The sequence below is a fragment of the Clostridium sartagoforme genome (genome assembly GCF_004794105.1).
GTDB lineage: Bacteria > Bacillota > Clostridia > Clostridiales > Clostridiaceae > Clostridium > Clostridium sartagoforme_B.
The window spans coordinates 51521-71506 of sequence record NZ_SRYR01000003.1; the positions used below are offsets into that span (position 1 = coordinate 51521).

Here is a 19986-nt window from a genome sequence, read left to right on the forward strand (position 1 = left end):
AAAATAAGAGTATTGAATTACATAAAGGTTGTATAAAATTATTGTTTTGTATATTATTGATATAAATTGTTGCTTATTTAAAGAAAATATTGGAAAAACAAGGCTAATAGTTATAATATATAATATAAGTGAAATTAAGAATTCTTTTATAGAATTACTGAAATTTTTATTTTATAAATTCTTTTAGTATTAGAAAGAATGTTTTAAATATGATAATAAACATAAGGTTGTTTTTACATAGGAAAATAGAAATTAACTAAGGGAGGAAATTTATAATGTATCCTATAAGGTTTGAAAACTTGTATTATGAAAAAATATGGGGAGGAAGAGATTTTGAATCTTTTAGAAGCAATATGCCAGAAGGTGAAATAGGAGAAACTTGGGATATAGCTTGCCATCCTAATGGTACAGGTATAGTGGCAAATGGAGAATTCAAAGGTACGTCCTTTGATAAGTTAATTGAAAAGCATGGAATAGATTTGCTAGGTAATAAAGTAAGTATGGAAAAATTTCCACTTTTAATTAAATTAATAAATTCTAAGGAAAAGCTTTCAGTTCAAGTTCATCCAGGTGATGAATATGCAGCTAAATATGAAGGAGATTATGGAAAGACAGAAGCTTGGTATGTTATGGATGCTAAGCCAGGCGCTTCATTAATAGTTGGAACTAAGGACTGCACTAAGGAAGAGTTTGAAGAAGCGATAAAAAATAATACGGTAGAAGAATGTTTAAATAAAATAGAAGTAAAAAAAGGTGATTGCTTCTTAATAAATAGTGGTCTTGTACATGCTATATGTGAAGGAGTAATTATAGCAGAAATACAACAAAATAGTGATGTAACTTATAGGGTTTATGACTATGGAAGACCTAGAGAAATACATGTAGAAAAGGCACTTGATGTTATAAATTTTGATCTTCAATGTGAGAATTTAAGTAAAAGAGAAAAAGTAGCCTTTGATGGATATAGCTATAGCTTATTATGTAAAAATGAATACTTTGGAATTGAAAAGTTATCTATAACTAAGGAATATAAAGATAAAGGTAATGAGGAAAACTTTGATATGTACACTTGTGTAGAAGGTTATGGACATATTAAAGGAATAGATAGAAATGGAAATGAATATTCTGAAGAAATTAAAATGGGAGATAGTATTTTAATACCAGCAACCTTAGGTGAATATACTATTATTGGTGAATTAAAAGTATTGAAAAGTTATCCCATAGTATAGTTCATAGAAGAAAAATTTTAGAATATGAAATTAAGTATTTCTAAGAAGAATAATTTTAATATATGAAATAAAGAAGATTATAATAAAGAAAAATTTATATAAAATAATTTATAGAAAAATTACTTTGCTAATTTAAAAATATGTATTTCTATGATTAATTTTTTAATTCGTAAATATTAATTTAGAGATAGATTCAAATTAAATTAAATAAAGGTAAAATCATAATTATAGATGGATTAAAAGGAATATAAACTATCAATTAGATATTTATAGTTAAATAAAGATAGACTAATTTTTATAGGTAACTCCTATGTAGTGGGGGAACATTAAGAATAGTCTATCTTTTATATTTAGGAAATTTATAGTTAACAAAAATATACTTATAGTTGACAAAAATATAATAATATTTAGAATATTATATATAATCTAAATGATTATTTGATATAATTATTTAACAATGAGAATTTATAAGGGGTAAGGGTTAAGAGTATGAAAAATTATATTGTATTTGATATTGGAGGAAGCAGCACTAAGGTTGCTATAATAAAAGAAAATAGTGAAATAATTAAGAAGGATTCCATTAGAGCTGAGGCTAATGATTTTGAAAAATTTAAGGCTTTGCTTATAGGAGAAATTGAAAAAGCAAAAGAGGAATATAATATAGATGGAGTAGCAATAAGTGCACCAGGTGCAGTAAATAGTGAAATGGGTTCCATAAGTGGAAGTAGTGCATTACCATGTATTAATGATCATAACTTCAAGAAGATATTTGGAGAAGATTTGGGACTTAAATTAGAAATAGAAAATGATGCTAATTGTGCTGCCTTAGGAGAAGTTTGGCTTGGAGCAGCTAAGTATAATAGCGATGTATTATTTATTGTATGTGGTACAGGAATTGGTGGAGCTGTAATTAAGGACAAGAAGATACATAAAGGAAAACACTTATTTGGCGGAGAATTTGGAATCGCAGTTTTAGAAACTGAAGGTAAAGGAGATGACTTAACCTTTAAAACTTGGAGCAATTTAGGCGCAACAAGTTCTATAGGAAGAAGAATTGCAGAGGCTAAAGGAATTGATAAAAGTGAAATTGATGGGAAAAAGGCTTTTGAAATGGCTGAAGCAGGAGATGAAGATGCTATAAAAGCAATAGATGAGTTCTATTTTAATAATGCTTTGGGGATTTTTAACTTACAATATATTTATGACCCTGAAAAAATAATTATTGGAGGAGCCATAAGTAATAGAGAAGATTTTATAGATAGAATCAATGAAAAGATAGATTTAATTATGAGTAAGATAAAAGTAGCTACTATAAGACCTAAAATAGCAAAATGTATGTTTAGAAATGATGCAAATTTATTAGGAGCTTTATTTAACTATCTACAAAGAAACTAAATAATATTTTTAGTATATACAAAGGGAGTTGTCCAATAAGGATAGCTCCCTTTTTTATTTCTTAAGAGGTCAATGTCATATTTTGCAAAGCAAAATAATTAGGAACTAATAGAATTACAAATATTTTCAAAATTTGAATAATTTTATTTTCTAAAGAGGATAAAATAAAGTTAAAGAGGCATTCTCAAGGATTTTAAATAGATTAATAAGAAAGGGTGAAGGTTATGGATAATAACATGAAATTTAAAGACGGATTTTTATGGGGAGCTGCTACATCAGGACCTCAATGTGAAGGAACTTTTAATAAGAAACATAAAAATGTTTTTGATTATTGGTATGAGGTAGAGCCAGAAGCATTCTTTGATAAGGTCGGACCAGAAGTAACATCTAATTTTTATAATAGCTATGAAGAAGACTTAGCTATGCTTAAATCTATTGGCTTAAATAGTTTTAGAACATCAATTCAATGGACACGTTTAATTAAAGACTTTGAAACTGGTGAAGCAGATGAAGATGGGATTGAATTTTATAATAATGTAATAAATGAAATAATAAAAAATGGTCTTACTCCAATTATTACACTTCATCACTTTGATTTACCTGTAGAGTTGTATGATAAATATGGTGGATGGGAGTCTAAGCATGTTGTTGATCTATTTGTTAAGTTTGCAAATACTGCCTTTAGACTATTCTCAGATAGAGTAAAACTTTGGACTACTTTTAATGAGCCAATAGTAGTTGTAGAGGGACAATACTTATATCAGTTCCATTATCCAAAAGTTGTAGATGGTAAAAAGGCTATCCAAGCATTATATAATATTAATCTAGCTTCTGCTAAGACAATTAAAGTATTTAAAGAAAATAATTATGGAAAAGATGGAGCTAAAATAGGAACAATTTTAAACTTAACTCCTTCATATCCAAGAGATATTAATAACCCAGATGATGTTAAAGCAGCTAAAATTGCAGATGCTTTCTTTAATGAATCTTTTTTAATGCCAGCAATTAAGGGAGAATTTCCAAAACTTCTTGTAGATTTATTAAAAGAAGATGATGTGTTATGGGAAAGTACTGAAGAAGAGTTAAAGATAATTAAGGAAAATAATATAGAATACCTTGGAGTAAATTATTACTTCCCAAGAAGAATTAAGGCAAAGGAAGAGAAGGTAGATGAAAGTAAGCCATGGATGCCTGACAAGTACTTTGATAATTATGAAATGCCAGGAAGAAGGATGAATCCTTATAGGGGATGGGAAATCTATCCTAAGGCTATTTATGATATTGCTATAAATATAAGAGATAATTATGACAACATTCCTTGGTATATATCTGAAAATGGTATGGGAGTAGAAGGTGAAGATAGGTATATTAATTCTGAAGGAATAATTGAAGATGACTATAGAATTGAGTTTATAAAAGAACATTTAGAGTATCTTCATAAAGGAATAGAAGAAGGATCAAACTGTTTTGGATATCACTCTTGGACAGGAATTGATTGTTGGTCATGGTGTAATGCCTATAAAAATAGATATGGATTTATTGCACTAGACTTAAAAACTCAAAAGAAGACTATTAAAAAATCAGGACAATGGATTAAAGAATTTATAAAATAAAAATGGGTTTGCCACATGAAGAGTTCAATTAAGAATTAATAACTTTAAATTGTGGGATAGCATAATAAAATAAGAACTTCAGGTAGGTTTTAAAGAATATAAACTTCTTTAAATAAGCTATAGAACACTCTATGAACCAGTAGTATGGTAATTAGGGTGTTTTTTATTTACTAGATAATTATATATAACACTTCTTTATTATAAATACATTTAAAAATTATGAATATATTATGTAAATCCTTAATATTATTACTATAGAAGATAAACTGAAAAATATATTAGAAATTATATTTTCAAATTGTAGTAAGTTTAATGTACTGTAAGCTCAAGAAAAACTAACTGCAAAATTAATTTTAGGAGGAGAGTAAAATTAATAAATTAAAAAGGATATCAATTATTTCTATTATTTTAATAGTTAGTATCTCTATCTTATCTATAGGAATAAGAAATTATTCAGTTGACTATAAAAATATAGAAGACATTATTACCATACTTGCTACAGAGGAATATTCACCAAGAGATATGCTAACTGAGAAAAACGACAAGACTACCCAATATATAGTAGATATATTTACAGAGCTAGACTTAGAAACTGTATTTGATGATTCTTATCGTCAGAAAATAATAAGAGGATTAGATGTATATAATGTAGTTGGTAAAGTAAGTGGTGAAAATAACAAAGAGGCAATAGTGATAACGGCACATTTTGATGCTTACTCAGGAAGTTTTGATAATTCGTCTGGAGTAGCTGTAGCTATAGAAATGGCTACAAAAGTAACACAGAATACCCCTAATAAAGATATAATTTTTTCTTTAGTCAATGGGGAAGAAAGAAATCTAAAAGGTAGTGAAGCTTTGGTTCCAGCTTTGATGCCGATGTATGAAAAAATATATAATATAAATATAGATTGTGTTGGCTCTAAAAAAGCAGGAGCATTAGCATTGAAAAATATAAGTAGTGTTGAAGATTCAAGTGAATTATATGATTCAATAAAGGAAAGATTTACAGAAGATAAGGTTGATTTTGAAGATAGTATATCAAGTGAAAAGGTAAAGTACTATATGCAAACAGGAGATGGAGTTAGCGACTACGTACCTTTTGAGCAAAATAATCTTCCTAATATTCATATATCACAACAAGGAATAGATGGTTTAACAGAAGATATGGCAGGACCAGAAAGTATAGATTTTAAGAATTTAAAGAAATTAGCAGATTCATTATCTAAATTTGTAGTTGAATTTTAGAGATGCAAGAGAAATAATTGAAAGTAAAGCAAATGAGAGAGTAGTTAATAGAAGTAACAACTTAAAAAAGATAGTATAAAGTGATGTTTTCTAAGATAAATAATGACTATTAATCAACTTGAGAAAAGGAATTTAATATATAGTGATTAATTTAAGATTCAATATAAAATTACTAAAAGGTTAGGGAATAAGAAGATTTTAAAATAATAAGACTTCTTATTCCCTAGTTTTAAATATAGTTTTATTTTTCTAATTTCTTTAACAGTTAATGAATGAACTAAAATTTATACTATTGAAAAGTTATAATCAATATTCATAGTTTACGCTAGTTGTTTACTCATCTTTCACATAAAGAAATATCTCAAGTATTAGTACTTAAAAATAGCCTCCTCCTGGTCCGGGCTTGCTACATATACAAAACTCTTTAGATTCTCTAAAATCCTGTATATATTGACAGAAGTGACCTAATGTTTTTCATATAAATCCCTCCTATTACTATACTAAAAATATGTTCCTAATCCGTAATTTTGCACTCTTATGTAAATTTTTTAAAAACAATTCATTATTAGAACTATTATAAATTCATTATAATACGATATTTAAATATAAATACCCAGTAAATGATAATTAAAAATATTGTAAAATATTATATTGTGAATTTTACATATTTTAGAGTATTAATTAGCTGGACAATCGATAAATAATATATATAATAAATGTATGGAAAAAATTTCATTAAAAAGAATATTTGTACTTCTAGATAAAATCAAAGTTCCTATATTAAATCAATTAAGAATAAGTGACTATAAAGGAGATAGAGAATGAGAAAAAAATCTTTGTTCAGTAGAATTTCAACTCAGTTAGTAGCAGCTTTTAGTATTACAATTGTATTAACAAGTGCTATTAGTATTATGTCAATTTCTAATTTAGCCAAGGTGAATGAATCAGGCAGTAATCTTTATAAAAATAACGTACTTGGTGTTAGTAGTATATCTAAAATAATACAAAACTTATTACAATTAGAAGTTAATTTAAATAAGTTGTTTGATGGTGCAGAAGGTGAAGAAAAAGAGCTGTTAATTGAAAGTATAACTAAGTTAAAGGAAAGTACGGCATTTAATTTAGATATTTACGGATCGGCACTTGGAAATGAAGAAGATCAGAAATTATTTAATGAATTAAAGAGTGAAATAGGTGAGTATAACACAGTTAGAGATGAGGTTATTCTACCTTTAATTAAGTCTAATAATATGAAAGAAGCAGAAGCTAGAGCCCATGAGTTAGAGGAAGTTGAGGCAAGAACTTTAAGTAAAGCTAATGAATTAGTAGAAAAAAATAATCAGTGGGCTAGTGAAGCCAATAAAGAAAATGCAGGGATTTTTTCCAAGTCCTCTAGAGATACAATTATTTTAGCTATTATTACATTATTAGTATCAATAACATGTACTATAATTATGGTAAGAAAAATAAGTAAATCTCTTATGAAAATCTTGGCTTTAGCTAATAGGATGTCTAGCTATGATTTATCTACAGATATAAAAATTGAAACTAAAACAGAATTTGCTGATATAGGAATTGCTTTAAATTCAGCTCAAGGGAATATTAGGCATTTAATTGAAAATGTTATAGAAAGTGTAGACAAAGTAACTGCTTCAAGTGAAGAATTATCAGCTACAGTTGAAGAAATGACTGCGCAATTTAATGAAATAGATAATGCATCGAGCACTATTAATTCGGCAATAATTGATACAAGTGTGACTACAGAAGAAATTTCTACAATAGCTTTAGAAGTAACTACAAGTGTTAATGCTTTATCTGGAAAAGCTACAGATGGAAGCTACAATTCTGAAAAAATTATGAGTAGAGCAGCTGGAATTAAGTCAAATACAGAAGCGATGATAAGTAATACAATGAATATTTATCAGGATGTTGAAAGAGAAATAATTGAAAGTATAGAAAAAGGAAAAGTAATTAATGAAATAGGAATAATGGCTGATGCTATTGAAGGTATTGCTAGACAAACTAATTTACTTGCCTTAAATGCAGCTATTGAAGCAGCTAGGGCTGGAGAAAATGGAAGAGGATTCGCAGTTGTAGCAGAAGAAGTAAAAAACTTAGCAGAAGCATCTAAAGAAGCCGTAGGAAATGTAAAGATTCTTGTAAATGAAATTAAAGGTAGCTTTAAAGGTATAGATGAAAGTAGCAATAAGCTATTAAACTTTATGAATAGTGATATATTAAAGGAATTTAATAATTTTATTGAATCAGGAAAGCAATATGAAAAGGATGGAATTTTCGTTAGCACAATGAGTGGTGAAATAGCAGCTATGAGTGAAGAGTTAGCAGCATCCATTCTTGAAGTTAAAGAAGCTATAGATGAGGTATCAGCTATGGTTCAAGGCGTAACAGAGAATTCTACTTCAGTTAAAGAAAATGTTAGTGAGGCTAATGTTGCTATAAATAACATTGCAGAGGCAGCTCAAGGACAAGCTAAATTATCTCAAGACTTAACTGAAATAATTTCAAAATTCAACATATAAAAACATAGTATGGATTGTTTGAATAATTTAATACAATCTATTTTTAGATTTCAATTATTGGTAAAATAGACTATAATTATATAAAGTAAAGAAATATTGGAGGTTATATATGAAAATCGCTATTATTGGGCTTGGTTCTATAGCTAAAAAGGCATATTTACCAATACTATCTGTAATGGAAGGGGTAGAATTATATATTTCTACTAGAAATAAGAAAGTGTTAGATGAAGTTTCTAATAAATATAAGATAGATAGGTCTTATATAGATTATGCAAATTTAATTTCAGAGAATATAGATGGAGCTATAATTTCTACTCATGCAGATGGACATTATGAAATTGCTAAGAAGCTAATTGAAAATGGAGTTAATGTCTATATAGATAAGCCTTTAACTTATAATCTTAATAAAAGTGAAGAAATAGTAGAATTAGCTAAGAAGAATAATGTAATAGCTATGGTAGGATTTAATAGAAGATTTTGTCCTAAGGTAAGTGAATTAAAGAAAAAGGGCAAGGCTGATATTATAGTTATGCAAAAAAATAGAGAATACCCGCCTGGAGATACTAGACAGTTTATTGTTGAAGATTTTATACATGTTGTTGATACTTTAAGATTTTTAATGGATGAAGAAATTAAAAACTTAGATATTAATTTCTCTAAGAAAAATGATAAATTAAATAGTGTAGTAGTTACATTTAAGGGTGAAAACACCACAGCAGTTGGTATAATGAATAGATGCGCCGGTATTACAGAAGAAGTAATTGAATATATGGTAAAGGGAAATAAGTTTGTTGTTGAAGATCTAGTTGATAGCATTGAAGTTAACAATAATGGAAAGACAAGAACTACCTTTGGGGGCTGGGAAAGTAGCCTTTATAAAAGAGGATTTGACGATTTAATAATTCATTTCTTAGATTCAATAAAAGAAAAGAAGAATCCAAATCCAAGTTTAGAGGACTCTATAATATCACATAAGATTTGTGAAGAGATAGTAAACTATATTAATAATAATTAATGAAAAAGCTAACTAGAAAAGAATTCTAGTTAGCTTTATTAGAATGCTGAAACTTTATAAGCAGTATTAATGATGGATGTATAGATATTTTTTGATTATTTGCTCTAATTTTGCGAAAATAAATATTTATAAAACTATTTACAAATGAAGAAAAATATAGTAAATTTATATTGTAAACATTTTCTGAAAGTTAAAGGGTATTACGAAACGGGTTTCGAAGTTACGATAAGAGGAATTATCGGAATATTTATTTCCAAATTAGAAAAGGGTTTCGTTTATTTTTTTTAATTTAACGAAAGGGGTTTCGAAAATTTATTTGAGGAGGAATTGAAATGGGTTTTAAAAAATTACTTTCACTAGCATTAGTTAGTGTTATGACTACATCATTAATAGCTTGCGGAAAATCAGAAGAAAAAAGTGGAGAATCAAATAGTAAAATCGTTGTGTGGAGTTTAGCAGATGATTTAAAAACTTTTGCAGAGTATTATGAGGAAAAAAATCCAGGTAAGGAAGTTGAAGTTACTGTTATAGCCCCAGCAGATTATGCCACTAAATTAACAACAGCTTTAAGAGGTAAAGCAAATGTGCCTGATATTATAGTTGGGGAACCACAAATGTTACCGAATTTCTTTGAAGCAGGATTTTTTGAAGACTTAACTCAAGATCCATATAATGCAGATGAATATAAAGACAAGTTAGTAGACTATGTTTATAAAGCAGGATCAGATGAAGATGGCGTTTTAAGAGCTTTAACATATCAAACAACTCCAGGTGGAATAACTTATCGTAGAGATATAGCAAAAGAAGTTTGGGGAAATGATGATCCAGATTTTATTGCAGAAAAGTTTAAAGATGTTGCAACAATAGTAGAAACGGGTAGAGAGTTAAAAACAAAAGGATATAGAGTATTTACAGACACAGGAAGTTTAAGATGGTTTGTATATGGAAATGATGCAGAACCTTGGGTTAAAGATAATAAATTAATGATGACAGATTCTAGATTAGAATATTTAGATGCAGCTGTAACTTTATATCAAGATAAATTGACAGCTTTTGCGCCTGAATGGTCAGCAGCTTGGTATGCATCAATGAATGGTGGAATTCCAGTAGATGCACAATGGCAAGAGTTAGATGAAGTAGATAAAAATGCAGAGCAAACAGAAGTATTTTCATATGCTTTACCAACTTGGGGAACTTTAATACTTAGAGATAATGCTAAAGATACAGCAGGAAAGTTTGGTGTAACTACAGGACCAAATTCTTACTTCTCAGGTGGAACATTTATAGGAATTAGTAGTTATAGTCAAAATAAAGAAGCTGCATGGGATTTTCTTAAATTCTGTACTTTAGATGAAGAAGTAGCACAATGGTGGATAGAAAAATCAAATGGAGATGTAGTTGCATTAAAATCAGTATTAGAAGCTAATAAGGATTATGAGAACCCAGCATTAGGTGGACAAAAATCATATGATTTCTGGTTAGAAGAAGCAGAAAAAGTAGATTATAGTCTAAAGACAAAATATGATGATCAAATAGATAAATTTTTTGGACAAGCTATAGAATCTGTACAAAAGGGAGAAAAAACAAAAGAAGCTGGCTTGAAAGAATTTTATAATAACGTAAAAACAGTTTATCCAGAAATAGAAGTTCCGAAGAATTAATTATTAATTTTTCATTGGGCTGTCCTTGTGGCAGCCCTTTAATATAGATAGGAGTGAAGATATGAGGCTTAAAAATGAAAGAAGTATGAAAGGAATAAATAATGTAAATAAATTAGGATATTTATTTATACTTCCCTTTTTGATTGTATTTATAGTTTTTAGTATATATCCAATATTAAGAACTTTATATTTAAGTTTTACTAACTTTAGTGGATATGGAGAAGCAGAATTTATAGGATTTCAAAATTATATTCGTTTAGCAAAGGATAGCATATTTTGGACTGCTTTATTGAATACAGTAAAAATATGGTCAATAAGTATAGTACTTCAATTAGGGTTAGCATTCTTATTAACAATTATATTTAGTGATATGAAATATAAGGTTAAAGGTCTTAGTATATTTAGAGCATTATTTTACTTACCTAATTTAATAGCAGCTACTTCAGTAGCATTTCTATTTGCAGCATTACTTGATTGGCAATTTGGTACATTAAATCAAATGCTTGTAGACTTTGGAATAATAAGTACGAAAATAAACTGGCTAGGTCAACCAGGAACTGCTGTCTTAGTTGTTGCAGTTATAGGAGCTTGGATGTGGTTTGGAAATTCATTTTTAGTATTAATGGCAGGTGTTCAAGGGATTTCAAAGGATTATTATGAAGCAGCAACAATAGATGGAGCTGGCAGATGGACAATATTTACGAAAATAACATTACCACTTTTAAAACCTATATTATTATATGTTGCAATTACATCTTTAATAGGAGGACTTCAAATATTTGATATACCATTCTTAATTACAGATGGAATAGGGGGCCCATCAGGTGCATTAAACACTTCAGTTATGTATTTATATAATACAGCCTTCAAATTTAACAATGTAGGATATGCAGCAGCTATTGCTTATGGATTATTCTTCATAATAGCAATATGTTCAGCATTTACATTTAAATCAATGTATGGAAAAGAAAAAAATAAGGAGGCGAAGTAATATGGCAACAAAGGTCAAAAAGTCATTAATATATTTATTTTTAATAATTTTAAGTATAACATGTTTAGCGCCTTTTATGATGATGTTAATAAATGCAACAAGAAGCAATCAAGAGATTATGTCAGGATTTACATTGATTCCAGGAAATTCATTAGGTGATAACTGGGAAATCATGACTCAATATTTCAATATTTTTAGAGGGATTGGAAATAGCTTATTTGTATCAGTTTGTGTTACAGCATTAACTGCATATTTTTCAGCTCTAACAGCATATGGCTTTGCAATATATAAATTTAAAGGATCCAATTTAATATTTACTATAATTTTAGTTTTAATGATGGTTCCTTCACAACTAGGTCTATTAGGATTTTATGATCTAGTTAATGCAATGGGACTTATGGATAGTTATTTACCATTAATAATACCAGCAATAGCTAATCCATTTGTTGTATTTTTCTTAAAGCAATATTTACAATCAGTTTTACCAAAAACAGTAATAGAGGCAGCCAGAATAGATGGTGCAAGTGAAATAAAAACATTTCATAAAATAGGCCTGCCAATTATGATGCCAGGGATAGCAACTATTGCCATAAGTACATTTATAGGATCATGGAATAACTATTTAATACCATTAGTTTTATTATTAAGTCCAGATAAATTTACACTACCAGTAATGATGGCATCTATGAAGGCTTCAAAAGATATAAGCCAAAATATGGGTGCAACTTACTTAACTGTAGCTATATCAGTGTTACCTATAATGATAGCATTTATGTTCTTCTCAAAATACATTATTAGTAGTATATCCGCAGGAAGTGTCAAAGAATAGACTTTTTAGAAAAGTAATAAGGAGAAGTTTTATATATGAATATTGAAGATAGACTAGATAAAGATTATATAGATGATTTGGGATATTATGTTATAAAAGATTATGATAAAAAATCAACATTTTCAAGTTTTTTATCTGCTATTGCAGGAATAGAAGGAATACCAATGTGGTCATTCTATGTCAATAGAGGACAAGCTATAAGTAGTATAGGAATAAAAGATAAAGATAATTGTATGATGGAATTTTTCCCAGCTAATGAAGCGTATAAAATGGTTACAACAAATGGATTTAGAACCTTTATAAAGATAAAAGGCGATAAAGAGATTATTTTTGAGCCATTTTCACCAAATTCAAATTATGAAGTAACCAGATATTTGAAAATAAAAAATAACGAAATAAGGATATTAGAAGAAAATAATGATTTAAATATTGATATTGAAGTTACTTATTATACAGTACCAAAGGAACCTTTTGCAGCATTTGCAAGAAAACTTAAAATATTTAATAAATCCAATATAAGTATGAACGTAGAAATTATAGATGGAGTATCATCGATTTTACCATATGGATCAGATAATCAAGCCTATAAAGAAATGTCCAATACACTTAGAAGCTGGATGAGAGGTGAGATTAAAGATAACAAAGTTGCAATATATAAGTTAAGCTCATCTACAGGAGATACAACCAAGGTTGAAAAAATAGATAATGCATATTTTTACTTGGCCTTCGATGAAAATAATAATATTTTAAATCCTATAGTTGATAAAGATACTATATTTGGATATGATGCATCATTATTAAAGCCAAAAGCTTTTGAGGATAATTATCTAGATAATATATTTAAAGACCAACCAAAAGTATCTTATAATAAAGTACCATGTGCATTCAGTGGGAAAAGTTACGAATTAAATGATAGTATAGAAATATATAGTTATTTAGGATATATGAATTCAGCTGATGATATAGATAAAAATTTAAATAGAATAGTAAATAAAGAATACTTTGAAGCAAAAAGGATAGAATCAAATAAATTAATAGATGAAATATCTAAACATGTTAATACAGTTACAAATTATCCTTTATTTGATGAATATATAAAGCAATGCTATATAGATAATGTATTAAGAGGCGGATATCCAATAAAAGTTGGAGATGACAAGGTATATTATGTATATTCAAGAAAACATGGTGATTTAGAGAGAGATTATAACTTCTTTACTATAGAACCTAACTTTTATTCTCAAGGTAATGGAAACTTTAGAGATGTTAATCAAAACAGAAGAATGGATACATATATACATCCATTTGTAGAAAAAGAAAATATAAAATTATTTAATAATTTAATTCAATTAGATGGATATAATCCATTAGTTATAAAAGGTAAGAATTTTAGGGTAGCTACTTCCAATAATGATAAATTAAAAAATATATTTTATAAAAACTCCATTAATGATAATAAGCTAATAGAGTCATTAAATGATAAATTTACCATTGGAGAATTATATGCGAAGCTAAAAGACATAGATAAAGTAACAAATTTAAATGAAGTGATTAATGAAATTATAAGTATTTCTGAAGATGAAATAGATGTAGATTTTGGAGAAGGATTCTGGATAGACCATTGGACATATAATCTAGATTTAATAGAAGAATATTTAGATGTTTATCCAGATAAAATAAAAGAATTATTATATGAAGATAGTGATTATATATTTTTTAATTCACCAGAATATGTACTACCAAGAAAGAAAAAGTATGTAGTAGAAGATGGAAAGCTAAGACAATACCTAGCCTTAAGTAAAAAAGAAAATAATGAAAAATGGTTAAATGATTCAAAGGGAAATTTATATAAAACTAATTTAATTAGTAAGTTATTTATACTATCAACATTGAAATTTTCAAGTTTAGATATGTATGGATATGGAATAGAAATGGAAGCAGGGAAACCAGGATGGAACGATGCTATGAATGGATTACCTGGTATTTTAGGATCAAGCTTTGCAGAAACTGCTGAATTAAAAAGGTTATTAGAATTTATACAAAGAAATATAAACATATTAGAAGGTGGAATTAAACTACCAATAGAAATATGTGATTTATTAAAAGATATTGATAATTCATTAGATAAATTAGATAGTAAAAACATATCTCAATTAGATTATTGGAATAGAGTATCTAATTCAAGAGAATTATTTAGAGAGAAAACTAAAAATAATATAGATGGTTTAGAAGAAATAATAACTTCTGAAGGATTAAAAGATCTTTTAAATAAATTTATAAATAAAATTGATAAGGGTATATCAGAAATAAAGGAAAAAAATAATAATAAGATACCAACATTTATATATTATGATGTAAAGGAATATAAGGAAAATGAAGAAGGAATAACTCCAGTTAAAGTAGAAGTCAATTTTCTTCCTGACTTTTTAGAAGGATATGCAAGATATCTAAAAACGGATTTATCAGAAGAGGAAAAAACTAAGATATATAAAATTATTAGAGATAGTGATATATATGATAAAAAGCTAAAAATGTATAAAACATCAGAATCTTTAGAAGAAGTTACATTTGAAATAGGTAGAGCTAGAAGTTTCACAGCAGGATGGCTTGAAAGAGAATCAATTTTTATGCATATGGAGTTTAAATATATATTACAACTTATAAAACAAGGCTTATATAGTGAGTTTTTTGAGGATATAAAAAACGTATTACCAGCATTTATGAATCCAGAAGTTTATGGCAGAAGTATATTAGAAAATTCATCATTTATAGCAAGTAGTGCTAATCCAGATGAAAGAGTCCATGGAAAAGGATTTGTTGCAAGATTAAGTGGGACAACAGTTGAGATGTTAAATATATGGAAGATTATGATGGTAGGAGAGAACATATTTAGATATGAAAATGGAATACTTGAATTTAAATTAAGTCCAATATTATCAAAAGATTTCTTTAAAGAAAATAAAATTTCTACAACCTTATTGGGAAGTATAAGCTTAACATATATAAATGATAGTAATAAAAATACCTTTGGTGAAAATAGGGGAGTAATAGAAAGATACAAGTTAATTTATAAAGATAATAAAGAGATTGAAATTAATTCAAATAAAATTAATGGAAGTATAGCAGAAGATATTAGAAATAATTTAGTAAAGGATATAATAGTTTTTATTATATAAGATGGTGAGAATAGATGAGTGAATATAAGGTTTATATAACAAGAAAAAATAGTGAGGATAGACTAAAAGAATATGATATAAATGAAATATGTACAGACTCTAAGTCAAATGATAGAATAAGTGTAGACACTAGGGAAAAATTCCAAAAGATACTAGGTTTTGGAGGTGCAATAACTGAATCAAGTGCATATGTGCTTGAAAAATATAAAGATAAAAATAAAATATTAAAAGATTATTTTGATGAAAAAGATGGACTAGGCTATAATTTTACAAGAGTTCATATTAATAGTTGTGATTTTTCATTAGATAATTATTCATATGTAGATGAAAATGATGAATCTTTAAATTCATTTTCACTTGATAATGCTGAGAAGTATGTTTTACCAATCTTAAGGGAGGTAAAAGATATAAGAAATGAAGATTTGAGTATATTAGCAAGTCCATGGAGTCCTCCCAAATATATGAAAACAAATGATGATATGAATAATGGGGGAAAAATAAAAGATAATTATAAAGAATTATGGGCTAAATACTATGTTAGATATATAGAGGAAATGGAGAAAAAGGGTTTTAATATTTGGGGAGTAACAGTCCAAAATGAACCTGCTGCAATACAAGTTTGGGATTCATGTGAGTACACAGCAGAAGAAGAACGTGATTTTATTAAGTACTTTTTAGGACCAGAATTTGAAAAAAGTAATTTAAATGATAAAAAGATAATAATATGGGACCATAATAGAGATTTAGTATATGATAGAGCTAAAGTGGTTTTAGATGATAAAGAGGCTAATCAATATGTATGGGGAACAGGTATACATTGGTATGTTTCTGAGGAGTTTGAAAATAGCTCTAAGGTGCACAATGATTATCCAGATAAACATTTAATTTTCACAGAAGGATGCCAAGAAGGTGGAGTTCATATAGGTTCATGGAAAACAGGAGAAAGATATGGTAGAAATATAATTGGAGATTTAAATAATTATGTTGAGGCTTGGATAGATTGGAACATAGTTTTAGATGAAACTGGAGGTCCGAATCATGTAGGAAACTTATGTGACTCTCCAATTATAATAGAAAATAACAGCAATGTAATATATAATAGTTCATTTTATTATATAGCTCATTTTAGTAAGTTCATTAAAAAAGATTCAATAAGAGTATTATCAAAATCTGATATAGATAAAGTGCATTGCTTAGCTTGTATTAATAATGGAGTTGCTACTGTTGTAATTATGAATGAAAATGAGGAAGATAAAACTGTAAATTTAAATATAGATGGAGAAGAAATAAGTATTAAAGTAACTAAAAATTCTATCTATACAATAATAAAATAATCGAGAAAGGGGGAGGGTGAATGAGTACTATATATGAGATAGCAAAAATTGCAGGTGTGTCTACTACCACTGTTTCTAAAGTAATAAATGATTATCCTGATGTAAGTGATAAAACAAGAAAAAAAATAAAAAAAATATTAGAAAAAGAAAATTTCTTACCAAATGCACAAGCACAAGGATTAACAACAAAGAAAAGCTGGACTTTAGGAGTAGTATATTTTGAAGATTTGGGAATAGGTTTAAGTCACCCTTTTTTCTCTAAAGTTATAGAGGCATTTAAGAAGCAGGCAGATAAACATGGATATTCTCTTTTATTTGGATCAAAAAATGATAGATTAAAAAATACCACTTTTTTAGAGTATTTTAAATATAAATGTGTTGATGGAATAGCAATAATATGTACGGATCCAAATGATAAAGAAACATTAAAATTAATTGAAAGTGATTTCCCTATAGTTGTTATCGATATGCTTAATGATAATACTTCTACAGTCACTTCAGATAATGAATATGGTTCTAAACTAGCTATAGAGTACTTATTTAGGTTAGGTCATAAAAGAATAGCTCATATATGTGGAACTTCAGAAACAGATAATTTACCAAGTGTAACAAGAATGGAAGCATATAAAAAATATATAAAAGAATTTAATTTATATAGAAATGATGATTATTTAGTAAGTGGTGAAAACTTTGATTTTGATAGCGGATATGAAGCAATGAATAAATTATTAAAGTTAAAAAATCCACCAACGGCTGTTTTGGCATCATCAGATAAAATGGCATTAGGAGCTATAAGAGCAATAGAAAATAGCGGATTAAAGGTTCCTGAAGATATTTCAGTAATTGGTTTTGATGATATAGAACTAGCGGAGTATGTTACTCCAAGATTAACTACAATAAGACAAAATTGCGATGATATAGGTAAGGCAGCAATAGATATTTTAGTTGAACAAATAAATAAAAAGGAAAGGTTAGCAATAAATAAAGTTATTCCTGTAGAATTGATAGTTAGGGAATCTTGCGCAAGAGCTAAAGATGAGAATGTAGAAGAAAGATAAATACTAAAAGTATAAGGGGCTGTATAAGATTGATTATATAAATCAATCTTGATACAGCCTCTTTTTTCAATTTCTAAATATTTATCATATAGTTATTTAATTATTGATATATTAATTAATTTTCTTCATGACAATAAGAAGGTTTTCCTTAAAATTAAATAATCAAATTTGTCAAATTAAATGGCTAAGCTTAAGGGGATTATTGTATTTTAGTGGGATAGTATGTGTTTTCACGTAATTTTATGTTTTTTATATCTTTATATAGATCTAAATACTCTAAATGCTCTTTTGAATCCTTCCTGAGTTCAATTTCAGATGGGCCTACAAAAAAGTATAAGCCTTCATTTTTAATAAGATTGAAATCAATATTATTAAAAAATACTCCTAAACCTCTTATTGAAAATAATAAAGTAGTGTAATGACTTTGTTTGCCATTTACTAGATAATATACATCTATCCCATCTTCTCTTTCCTCAATGCCGAATTTTCCTTCCCAGGTACTAGGAAAAGTTAATGAGAACCCAAGAGTATCATTTTCATAAAGATAAGTATTATCATTTTGTTTAATCAATTCATTTTCCATTACTAAATCATATCTTGTAAAAGAATACTTTCCAAGGAAAAAGCCGAAAATACAAGCTAGTATAAGAGTAATTACTAATATTATATTTAGTTTTTTTGATAATTTTTTTAACCTTTTAGACTCTTCTAGAATAATAAGAGAATTATTTTTCTCTTTGATTAATGATATAAATTCTTCTAAAGGAACAGGTAATATATTTCTTGGAATAAAAAGAGAAACATTTTCATTTTCTGTGGTTAAAATTACTCCGCCTTTTAAAAGCTTAATATATTTAATTTTATCTAATTGAAGCTTAATATTACTAAATTCATTTTCTCTTATTAAATAACCATCTTCTACTGTAAAGTAAAAGGTACTTTCAAGATCATAGTATAGATTATTATTTTTTAGCACTTTCTTTTTCTTAGACTTAATTACCTTGATTATTAGGAAATAAAATAAAAGTATGATAATTATTAAAATAAGTATATAAGTAAATCCTATATAATAATCACTTAATATATAAGTTGCCATGGAAAATATAGCTATTAAACAAGGAAGTAAAATAGTTTGTCTATATATAGTAACACCTGGTAGTGTCAGGGTTAAATAATCTAAATATTCTCGAAAACTTATATTGTTTTCTGATGGCTTAAACTCAAACTTCATATTATTAACATCCTTTCACCATCACATATTTTTTTATATCTATAAGTAAATCTTCTTTTTGAACATCAAAAAATTTTAAGTAAAAGAAATTGCCAGGAACTCCAGTGACATTGAAATGGAACAATAAATTATTTTCATCAACAATAACTTCTCTCACTGCTTTCCAGCTAATATTTCTCAATATACCATCTTGAGAAATGTATATTCCTTTTTCATCAAAAGAAATATTTATTTCAGTATTAGATACAGAATCTAATATTCTTCTAATTGCATTTTTGTAAGATTTAGAAAATATTATTGCTTCTAGTATTAATGTTATACTATAAATACATATAAGTATTATCAAATTTGCTTTATAAATTATTATTAGAAATAAAAATAATAATAAGAATAATATCAAAGTGATAAAACCAGTGATAATTAAACTACCTTTTAAAAGATTTTTTCTATAATATTCTTTATAAGCAGTTTTAAATTCATCGTTATTAACTAATTTATATGTGTACATTCTTAGCCTCCTTTAATTCTTATTTATACAAAACCCATAATAATGTAGTTATTCATTAATATGTTAATTGAATATTAACATATTTCATGATTTTATTGCAATAAACCTTTCTTGTATTATGATTTTAAAATAAAAAATCTGAATTACTTGAGTTTTCTTTT

The 19986-nt window shown here is 27.3% G+C and carries 14 protein-coding genes; 12 read left to right on the top strand and 2 right to left on the bottom strand.

Going from position 1 to position 19986, the window contains the following annotated elements:
* Positions 1 to 275: 275 nt before the first annotated feature.
* From E5347_RS08760 to E5347_RS08815, 12 genes are all read left to right on the top strand, one after another.
* Positions 276 to 1229: a type I phosphomannose isomerase catalytic subunit gene (locus tag E5347_RS08760; protein WP_136006503.1), complete on the top strand. Its 954-nt coding sequence runs from the start codon at positions 276 to 278 to the stop codon at positions 1227 to 1229.
* Between the two features lie 489 nt (positions 1230 to 1718).
* Complete coding sequence (locus E5347_RS08765; RefSeq protein WP_136006505.1) at positions 1719 to 2624, top strand: ROK family protein; 906 nt, start codon at positions 1719 to 1721, stop codon at positions 2622 to 2624.
* 224 nt (positions 2625 to 2848) lie between these two features.
* Positions 2849 to 4237 carry a glycoside hydrolase family 1 protein gene (locus E5347_RS08770; protein WP_136006507.1) on the top strand — a complete coding sequence of 463 codons (1389 nt, stop codon included), beginning with the start codon at positions 2849 to 2851 and terminating at the stop codon, positions 4235 to 4237.
* A 522-nt stretch (positions 4238 to 4759) separates the two neighbouring features.
* Positions 4760 to 5482 (top strand): M28 family metallopeptidase, encoded by a 723-nt coding sequence (locus E5347_RS08775; RefSeq protein WP_136006509.1) that lies wholly within the window; start codon positions 4760 to 4762, stop codon positions 5480 to 5482.
* A gap of 821 nt (positions 5483 to 6303) precedes the next feature.
* The gene (locus E5347_RS08780) at positions 6304 to 8022 is read left to right on the top strand and encodes a methyl-accepting chemotaxis protein (RefSeq protein ID WP_136006511.1); all 1719 of its coding nucleotides are present in this window, start codon (positions 6304 to 6306) and stop codon (positions 8020 to 8022) included.
* 109 nt (positions 8023 to 8131) lie between these two features.
* A complete protein-coding gene (locus E5347_RS08785; RefSeq protein ID WP_136006512.1) occupies positions 8132 to 9037 on the top strand; it encodes a Gfo/Idh/MocA family protein in 906 nt (301 codons plus the stop codon).
* 332 nt (positions 9038 to 9369) lie between these two features.
* On the top strand, positions 9370 to 10698 hold the full coding sequence (locus E5347_RS08790) for an extracellular solute-binding protein (protein ID WP_136006514.1): 1329 nt from the start codon (positions 9370 to 9372) through the stop codon (positions 10696 to 10698).
* 61 nt (positions 10699 to 10759) lie between these two features.
* Positions 10760 to 11689: a carbohydrate ABC transporter permease gene (locus E5347_RS08795; protein ID WP_207670468.1), complete on the top strand. Its 930-nt coding sequence runs from the start codon at positions 10760 to 10762 to the stop codon at positions 11687 to 11689.
* A gap of 1 nt (position 11690) precedes the next feature.
* On the top strand, positions 11691 to 12518 hold the full coding sequence (locus E5347_RS08800) for a carbohydrate ABC transporter permease (RefSeq protein ID WP_136006516.1): 828 nt from the start codon (positions 11691 to 11693) through the stop codon (positions 12516 to 12518).
* Positions 12519 to 12553: 35 nt separating this feature from the next.
* Positions 12554 to 15694: a hypothetical protein gene (locus tag E5347_RS08805; protein ID WP_136006518.1), complete on the top strand. Its 3141-nt coding sequence runs from the start codon at positions 12554 to 12556 to the stop codon at positions 15692 to 15694.
* 14 nt (positions 15695 to 15708) lie between these two features.
* Positions 15709 to 17028: a glycoside hydrolase family 30 protein gene (locus tag E5347_RS08810; protein ID WP_136006520.1), complete on the top strand. Its 1320-nt coding sequence runs from the start codon at positions 15709 to 15711 to the stop codon at positions 17026 to 17028.
* Between the two features lie 20 nt (positions 17029 to 17048).
* Positions 17049 to 18086, top strand: a complete 1038-nt coding sequence (locus tag E5347_RS08815) for a LacI family DNA-binding transcriptional regulator (RefSeq protein WP_136006522.1) — start codon at positions 17049 to 17051, stop codon at positions 18084 to 18086.
* 199 nt (positions 18087 to 18285) lie between these two features.
* On the opposite strand, the gene E5347_RS08820 is transcribed toward E5347_RS08815, so the two are convergent.
* Both E5347_RS08820 and E5347_RS08825 read right to left on the bottom strand, forming a co-directional pair.
* Positions 18286 to 19317 (bottom strand): hypothetical protein, encoded by a 1032-nt coding sequence (locus E5347_RS08820; RefSeq protein WP_136006524.1) that lies wholly within the window; start codon positions 19315 to 19317, stop codon positions 18286 to 18288.
* A 4-nt stretch (positions 19318 to 19321) separates the two neighbouring features.
* On the bottom strand, positions 19322 to 19825 hold the full coding sequence (locus E5347_RS08825) for a hypothetical protein (RefSeq protein WP_136006525.1): 504 nt from the start codon (positions 19823 to 19825) through the stop codon (positions 19322 to 19324).
* Positions 19826 to 19986 lie beyond the last annotated feature (161 nt).